Origin of the sequence: Parvibaculum sp., assembly GCF_030694575.1 — a bacterium.
GTDB lineage: Bacteria > Pseudomonadota > Alphaproteobacteria > Parvibaculales > Parvibaculaceae > Parvibaculum.
The window spans coordinates 1-7,725 of sequence record NZ_JAUYUS010000067.1 but is presented as its reverse complement, the minus strand read 5'-3'; the positions used below and the strand labels follow the sequence as shown (position 1 = coordinate 7,725).

Sequence of the window (7,725 nt, the reverse complement as noted above, 5' to 3'; positions counted from 1 at the left end):
ACCGCGCCCACGGGCACGATGACGACATCCTTCGCCTCGCCGAGAAGGAAGAACACCTGCGTGGTCATGTCCTTCATCAGCTTGCCGTCGGGATTGGCGATGTCGACGAGCACCGTATAGAGAACGACGTCGTTCTCGATTTCCGGTGTCGGAAGAACCTGCCGCACGGTGGAGCGCCACCGTTCCTCCGACGCACCAAGCGTCGTGAAGTAAACCGGCATGTCCTTGACGATGCGGCCCACATCGGCTTCCGCCACTTCCGCTTCCACGGTCATGGTGTTGAGGTCCGAAATGGTCAGGATGGTCGGCGCCGTCTGGTTCGCGTTCAGCGTCTGGCCTTTCAGCGCCGTCTGCGACGTCACGGTGCCGGTCATCGGCGCATAGATTTTCGTATAGCCGAGATTGACTTCCGCGCCTTCGACGGTCGATTTCTGTTGTTCGATCTGCGCCTTGAGCGAGCCTATCTGCGCCGAGATCGTTTGCACGGCCGTCTCGCTCGTGTCGAGGTCGTCGCGGCTCACCGCGTCGATCTTGGCAAGGTCGGCGTTCCGCTTGTATTGCCGTTGCGCGAGCTTGAGTTCGGCTTGGGAGCCCGCGAGCTCCGCTTCGAGTTGCGAAAGCCGCGCCTGCGCCGCGGCGAGTTCCGTCTGGTAGGTCTTCGCGTCGATCTCGGCGAGAAGGTCGCCCTCCATCACGTGATCACCGATTTCCACATAGACGCTTTTCAGTTGTCCGGAAACCTGCGCACCGACATCCACGTAATCCTTCGGTTGCAGCGAGCCAAGCGCCGTCACCGTCTGCTCGATATTTCCGCGCGTCGCCGTTGCCGTGCGATAGCTGACGGTTTCGCCGCCGAACAGCAATCCATAGCCGAGCCAGAGCATGACGGCCGCAATGACGGCTATCCCGCCCCACTGCAAGGGGGCGGACAGGCCGCGCCATTTGTCCATGAGCAAGCCGGGCAGGGCCTTTGCCTGCGCCATGCCTCTCGCCGTCGTCTCGCTGTCGTAACCCATCAGCCGCTCTGCCTGTCTGTGCCAACTCCATATGTATAACGGAGAACGGCCGGTGTTCCGTCGCACCGATCGACGCAGCACCTTGAATAACGGCGAGGCAGGGCGGCGGGAGGGTTCAGACCTCGATCATCCGTTTTCCGACATTATCGCCCGCAAGCAGCCCGATCAGCGCCTTCGGCGTGTTTTCGAGCCCCTTCATGATGTCCTCTTTGACCTTGATCTGGCCCGAATTGACCCAGCCCTGAAGCTCCTTCAGCGCCGCGTCGTGGCGGTCCATGTAGTCCATCACGATGAAGCCTTGCATGGTGAGCCGCTTCACCACCACGAGGCCGGGAATGCCGCGCGGCCCATGCGCGGGCGCCGCGCCGTCATATTGCGACACCGCCCCGCAACAGGCGATCCGGCCGAAATTGTTCATGCCGAACAGGACCGCCTCCAGAATGTCGCCGCCCACATTGTCGAAATAGACGTCGATGCCCTTCGGCGCCGCCTTGCGGAGCGCCTTGCCCACGGGCTCCGCCTTGTAGTCGATGGCCGCATCGAAGCCGAGTTCGTCGGTCAGCAGCTTGCACTTCGCCGCGCCGCCCGCGATGCCGATCACCGTGCAGCCCTTGATCTTCGCGATCTGCCCGACGATCGTGCCGACCGATCCCGCCGCAGCCGATACGACCACCGTGTCCCCCACCTTGGGCTTGCCCACTTCCAGCAGCCCGAAATAGGCGGTGAGCCCCGCAATGCCGTAGACGCTGAGGAGATGAGACAGCGGCTCCATCTTCGGCAGCTTCTGTGCCGTCTTCGCAGGAACGGCGGCATAGTCCTGCCAGCCCGTATCGGCGAACACGAGGTCGCCCTTGGCAAAGCCCGGCGCCTTCGCCTCGACGACCTCCGAGACCGAGCCGCCCGCCATCACCGTGCCTGCGTCCACGGCCGCCCGGTAGGTCGCGCCCTGCATCCAGGCCCGGTTCGCCGCGTCGAGCGAAATGAGCTTCGTCTTCACCAGCAATTCGCCGTCCTTCGCCGCCGGCACCGTCCCCTCCGACAGCTTGAAATGGCTTTCCGCGAGCTTTCCGCTCGGGTTCTCTGTCAGCAGAATCTGTCGGTTGACGGTCATGGCGCTTCCTCCTCCGGTTTTGGCGTTTGCGCGAGCCTATCCCCCTGCCGCGCGCGGCGCACCCCTGCAAAGCCCCTGGTCGCCGTTCATCCTTGAACTATTGTGAGTATGGCTTTCAACGGCTAAAACCGGCGGGGCCGAATCCCCATATCTTCAGGCAAAATGACAGACAAGCTCCGCATCGCGCTCGCCCAGTTGAACCCCGTCGTCGGTGACATCGCGGGCAACCTGCAGAAAGCCGTCGAGGCCCGCCGGACGGCGGCGGTCGAGGGCGCGGAACTCATTGTCTTCACCGAACTCTTCCTCACCGGCTATCCGCCGGAAGACCTCGTCCTGAAGCCTGCCTTCCAGCGCGTGGCGAAGGCCGCCGTGGAAGACCTCGCCCGCCAGACGGCGGATGGCGGCCCGGCCGTCCTCATCGGCGCCCCCTGGGCGGAGGAGGACAAGCTCTACAATGCCGTCTTCCATCTCGACCGGGGCGAGATCAAGGGCCGCCGCTACAAGGTCCACCTGCCGAATTATTCCGTCTTCGACGAGCCCCGCGTCTTTGCGAGCGGCCCCATGCCGGGCCCCTTCAGCATTCGCGGCGTCCGCATCGGCGTCCCCATCTGCGAGGACATCTGGTATCCCGACGTGGTCGAGTGCCTCGAGGAATCCGGCGCCGAAATGCTCCTGATCCCGAACGGTTCGCCCTACGACTTCGACAAGTTCGACGCGCGCATGCAGCTCGCCATCTCGCGCATCCGCGAAAGTGGCCTGCCGCTCGCCTATGTGAACCAGCTCGGCGGCCAGGACGAGTTGGTCTTCGACGGCGCCTCCTTCGTCCTCAACGCCGATCTCTCGCTGGCGCTGCAGATGCCCGCCTGGGAAGAAAAGATCGCCTGCACCGACTGGACGCGCACGGACAAGGGCTGGGTCTGTGAAACCGGCGAGCGCGTGCCGGTGGAGGAGGGCGACGAGGCGCTCTATCTCGCCGTCGTTCAGGGCCTGCGCGACTATGTGAAGAAGAACCGTTTCCCCGGCGTCGTGCTCGGCCTCTCCGGCGGCATCGATAGCGCGCTCGTCGCCGCCATCGCGGTCGATGCGCTGGGGCCGGAAAACGTCCACTGCGTCATGCTGCCCTACCGCTACACCTCGTCCGAAAGCCTCACCGACGCCGAAGCCTGCGCGAAGCTTCTCGGCGTCCGCTACGACGTCGTGCCGATCGAGGAGCCTGTCGCGGGCTTCACCTCCGCGCTCGAGAAAATGTTCGAGGGCACGCAGTCCGGCACCACGGAGGAAAACCTCCAGTCGCGCACGCGCGGCGTCATCCTCATGGCGATTTCCAACAAGTTCGGCTCCATGCTGCTGACGACTGGCAACAAGTCCGAAGTCTCCGCCGGCTACGCCACCATCTATGGCGACATGAATGGCGGCTTCAATCCGATCAAGGACCTCTACAAGACCCGCGTCTTCCGCATGTCCCGCTGGCGCAACGAGAACATGCCGAAAGGCTGCCTCGGCCCGAAGGGCGTCGTGATCCCCGAACGCATCATCACGCGCCCGCCCTCCGCCGAACTCCGTCCCGACCAGAAGGACGAGGATTCGCTGCCCCCCTACGACGCGCTGGACGACATCCTCCATTGCCTCATCGAGGAGGAAATGGGTGTCGCCGACATCGTCGCGCGCGGCCACGACCGCGACCTCGTGAAGCGCGTCGAACACCTCCTCTACATCTCCGAATACAAACGCCGCCAGGCCGCCCCCGGCGTGAAGGTAACGAAACGCAACTTCGGCCGCGACCGCCGCTACCCGATCGTGAACGGCTTCCGGGACCAGGACCTGTGAGCGGCGCCCCCGTCGTTCGCTTCGCGCCATCCCCCACCGGCAGCCTCCATGTCGGCAATGCCCGCGCCGCGCTCTTCAACTTCCTCTTTGCACGGAAGAATGGCGGCCGGTTCATGCTCCGCATGGACGACACCGACGACGAACGCTCCACGCCCGAATTCGCCGCCGGCATCGAGCAGGACCTCGCCTGGCTCGGCCTCGCCCACGATCTCTTCGCCCGCCAGTCCGAACGCCTCCCGGCCTACGAAGCCGCCGCCGAAAAGCTGAAAGCCGACGGCCGCCTCTATCCCGCCTACGAAACCGCCGCCGAGCTCGACCGCAAGCGCAAGCGCCAGATGGCGCGCGGCCTGCCGCCGGTCTACGACCGCGCCGCCCTCGACCTCACCGATGAAGACCGCGCGAAGCTCGAGGCAGAAGGCCGCAAGCCCCATTGGCGCTTCAGGCTCGACCGCGTCCACACCGCCTTCGAGGATCTCGTGCAGGGCCATGTCGAGGTCGACGGCGCCTCCTTGTCCGACCCGGTCCTGATCCGCGAGGACGGCCGCTTCCTCTACACCCTGCCGAGCGTCGTCGACGACATCGACTTCGCCGTCACCCATGTCATCCGCGGCTCCGACCACATCACCAACACGGGCGTCCAGATCCAGATCATCCGCGCCCTCGGTGCCGAGCCGCCGGTCTATGCGCATTACTCGCTGCTGAACGGCCCGGAAGGAAAGCCGCTTTCGAAGCGCGACGATGCCGCCCGCTTCTCGCTCCGCGCGCTGCGCGAGGCCGGCTTCGAGCCGATGGCGCTGAACGCGCTCCTCGCCCGCCTCGGCACGCCGGACCCGGTCGAGCCCTGCCTCTCGCTCGACGAGCTTGCCGCCCGCTTCGACATCTCGCGCCTCGGCCGCGCCGACATCCGCTTCGACCCGGCCGACCTCGCCAAGGTCAACACCGCCTGCCTCCACCTCATGTCCTATGGGGAGGCGAAACCCCGCCTCGCGGCCCTCGGCTGCGATCTGGGCGAGGCCTTCTGGGAGGCGGTGAAGCCGAACCTCGTCCTCTTTTCCGATGCCGCCGATTGGGCCCGCGTGGTCGAGGGCCCGGTCGAGCCCGTCATCGAAAACCCGGACTTCGCCGCCGCCGCCGCCGCCGTGCTCCCGCCCGAGCCCTGGGACGAGGGCACATGGGGCCTCTGGACGAACGCCGTGAAGGAAGCGACAGGCGCCAAGGGCAAGGCCCTCTTCATGCCGCTCCGCCTCGCCCTTACCGGCCTCACGCATGGACCGGAGCTGAAAAACCTGCTACCTCTCATCGGACGCGACCGGGCGGAAGCCCGGCTTGGCGGGCTAACCCGTTGATCGGGTTAGGTGTTTTAACGGCGAGACAAGGGAACCCCGGCATGAGCCCGGCTCTCTCGATCATCACGGGTCTCATTATTAGCGGCTGACACAGCTCCGCCGCCGCCGTACAAGCACGCTTGCAAATCATTGTGGGAAAACGGACCGGCCGGTGGCGGAAGTCACCTTTTGCGGGCGTATATGCGTCCCTCGATGCGGAACGGAACCATGAGCAAGTCCACTAAAGCCCAGAAGAAAGAACGCCTCTACCTCTTCGACACCACGCTGCGCGACGGCGCGCAGACGACCGGCGTCGATTTCAGCGTCGAGGACAAGCGCCTCATCGCCACGCTGCTGGACGAGCTCGGCATCGACTACATCGAGGGCGGCTATCCGGGCGCGAACCCGACCGACACCGCCTTCTTCGGCGACCGTCCGAAACTCGCCCACGCGAAATTCACCGCCTTCGGCATGACCAAGCGCGCCGGCCGCAGCGCCTCCAACGATCCCGGCCTCGCCGCCACGCTCGACGCCGACACGGATGCCGTCTGCCTCGTCGCCAAAAGCTCCTCCTTCCAGGTCGCCGTCGCGCTCGGCATCTCGGAAGAGGAAAACCTCGAAGGCATCGCCGAAAGCGTGAAGGCCGTCGCCGCCCGCGGCCGCGAGCCGATGATCGACTGCGAACATTTCTTCGACGGCTACAAGCTCAACCGGGATTACGCGCTCGCCTGCGTCCACACCGCGCTCGACAGCGGCGCCCGCTGGGCCGTCCTCTGTGACACCAATGGCGGCACGCTTCCCGATGAAGTCGAGCGCATCGTCGGCGAGGTCATCGCGTCGGGCGTCCCCGGCGAAAAGCTCGGCATCCATGCCCATAACGATACGGAAAACGCCGTCGCGAATTCGCTGGCCGCCATCCGCGCCGGCGTCCGCCAGGTGCAGGGCACGCTGAACGGGTTGGGCGAGCGGTGCGGCAACGCCAACATCGTGTCGATCGTCCCGACGCTGCTGCTCAAACCTCTCTATGCGGATCGTTTCGAGATCGGCGTCACGCAGGAACGCCTGAAAAGCCTCGTCCATGTCTCGCGCACGCTCGACGAAATCCTCAACCGCGCGCCGAACCGTTATGCGCCCTATGTCGGCGAAAGCGCCTTCGCGTCGAAAGCGGGCATCCACGTCTCCGCGATCCTGAAGGATCCGGCGACCTATGAGCATGTGCCGCCCGAAAGCGTCGGCAACAAGCGCAGGATCGCCGTTTCCGATCAGGCCGGAAAATCGAACATCCTCGCCCGCCTCGAAGAAGCGGGCATCGCCGTCGATCCGAACGACCGCCGCATCTCCCGATTGCTGGACGAGGTGAAGGAGCGCGAGTTCCTCGGCTATTCCTATGACGGCGCCGAAGCCTCCTTCGAGCTTCTTGCGCGCCGCATCCTCGGCGCCGTGCCGGAATTCTTCGACGTCGAATCCTTCCGCGTCCTCGTCGAGCGCCGCTACAACGCGCTCGGCGATCTCGTCACCGTTTCGGAAGCGACGGTGAAGGTCGTGGTCGACGGCGAGAAATTCATCTCGGTGGGCGAGGGCAACGGCCCGATCAACGCGCTCGACCAGGCGCTGAGAAAAGACCTCGGCAAATACTCGCCCTATATCGAGGATTTGCGCCTGGCGGACTTCAAGGTCCGTATCCTCACCAGCGGCACCGAAGCCGTCACCCGCGTCATGATCGAAAGCATGGACCGTGCGGGAGAACGCTGGTTCACGGTCGGCGTCTCCCCCAACATCGTCGACGCTTCCTTCCAGGCGCTCACGGACTCGATCACCTACAAACTCCTCCGCGACAACGCCCCGTCCCCCGCCACGCATAACCGCAAGGAAAACGCGGGCGCCTGAGCCGAGATGTGTGAGCGCAAAACGGAAGACATGCGCGCGCCCAAAATAAAAGTGTCGCCCCGGCGCCTGTCCCGGCGAAAGCCGGGAACAGCCGGGGCCCATGGGCCGCGCGTCACATGGAAGCGCCGTCAACCCCCGCCCTAAACCATCGCCACGATAAAAAGCACCGAAGCCAGCGCCGAAGCCGCCGTCCGCACACTGTTCCACCGCGTCCACGCGACCAGATAGTGCCGCCACACCTCCGCCCCCTCGGCACTCTCCGGCTTCACCCCTGCCAGCCGGTTGTTCAGTGGCACGTTGAAAACCATCGTCACGCCGATGCAGCCAACGAGATAGAGCAGGGCGCCCGTAACGAGCAGCGCCGCCCCCGCCACGCTCCCGTCCAGCACCGCAACAACGCCAAGCACCAGCGACAGCACCGCCGTCCCGAAAAACGCCGCGAAGAATGCCGGATTGATCACCACCACATTGATGGATTGCATCGCCGCAATCCCCTCATGCGGCGCGAGCTTCCCGAGCGCCCCCATGATGAAACTCGAAAACCCGTAAAAGATTCCGG

At 65.1% G+C, this 7,725-nt stretch carries 6 protein-coding genes; 3 read left to right on the top strand and 3 right to left on the bottom strand.

Annotated elements, in window-relative coordinates:
* On the bottom strand, positions 1-1,016 hold a 1,016-nt coding region (locus Q8S60_RS10265; protein ID WP_305668507.1), incomplete at its 3' end, for an efflux RND transporter periplasmic adaptor subunit.
* A gap of 115 nt (positions 1,017-1,131) precedes the next feature.
* Positions 1,132-2,127, bottom strand: coding sequence for an NADP-dependent oxidoreductase (locus Q8S60_RS10260; RefSeq protein ID WP_305277385.1), 996 nt, complete (start codon positions 2,125-2,127; stop codon positions 1,132-1,134).
* Positions 2,128-2,289: 162 nt separating this feature from the next.
* On the opposite strand from Q8S60_RS10260, the gene Q8S60_RS10255 reads away from it, so the two are divergent.
* The 3 genes from Q8S60_RS10255 to cimA all read left to right on the top strand — a co-directional run bounded on the left by Q8S60_RS10255 (position 2,290) and on the right by cimA (position 7,166).
* Complete coding sequence (locus Q8S60_RS10255; RefSeq protein ID WP_305277386.1) at positions 2,290-3,954, top strand: NAD+ synthase; 1,665 nt, start codon at positions 2,290-2,292, stop codon at positions 3,952-3,954.
* Positions 3,951-5,300: a glutamate--tRNA ligase gene (gltX, locus tag Q8S60_RS10250; RefSeq protein ID WP_305277387.1), complete on the top strand. Its 1,350-nt coding sequence runs from the start codon at positions 3,951-3,953 to the stop codon at positions 5,298-5,300. Before Q8S60_RS10255 ends, gltX begins: the two co-directional genes overlap by 4 nt.
* 207 nt (positions 5,301-5,507) lie before the next feature.
* Positions 5,508-7,166, top strand: coding sequence for a citramalate synthase (cimA, locus tag Q8S60_RS10245; protein ID WP_305277388.1), 1,659 nt, complete (start codon positions 5,508-5,510; stop codon positions 7,164-7,166).
* A gap of 140 nt (positions 7,167-7,306) precedes the next feature.
* Here cimA and Q8S60_RS10240 read toward each other — a convergent pair.
* On the bottom strand, positions 7,307-7,725 hold a 419-nt coding region (locus tag Q8S60_RS10240; protein WP_305668506.1), incomplete at its 5' end, for a DUF1772 domain-containing protein.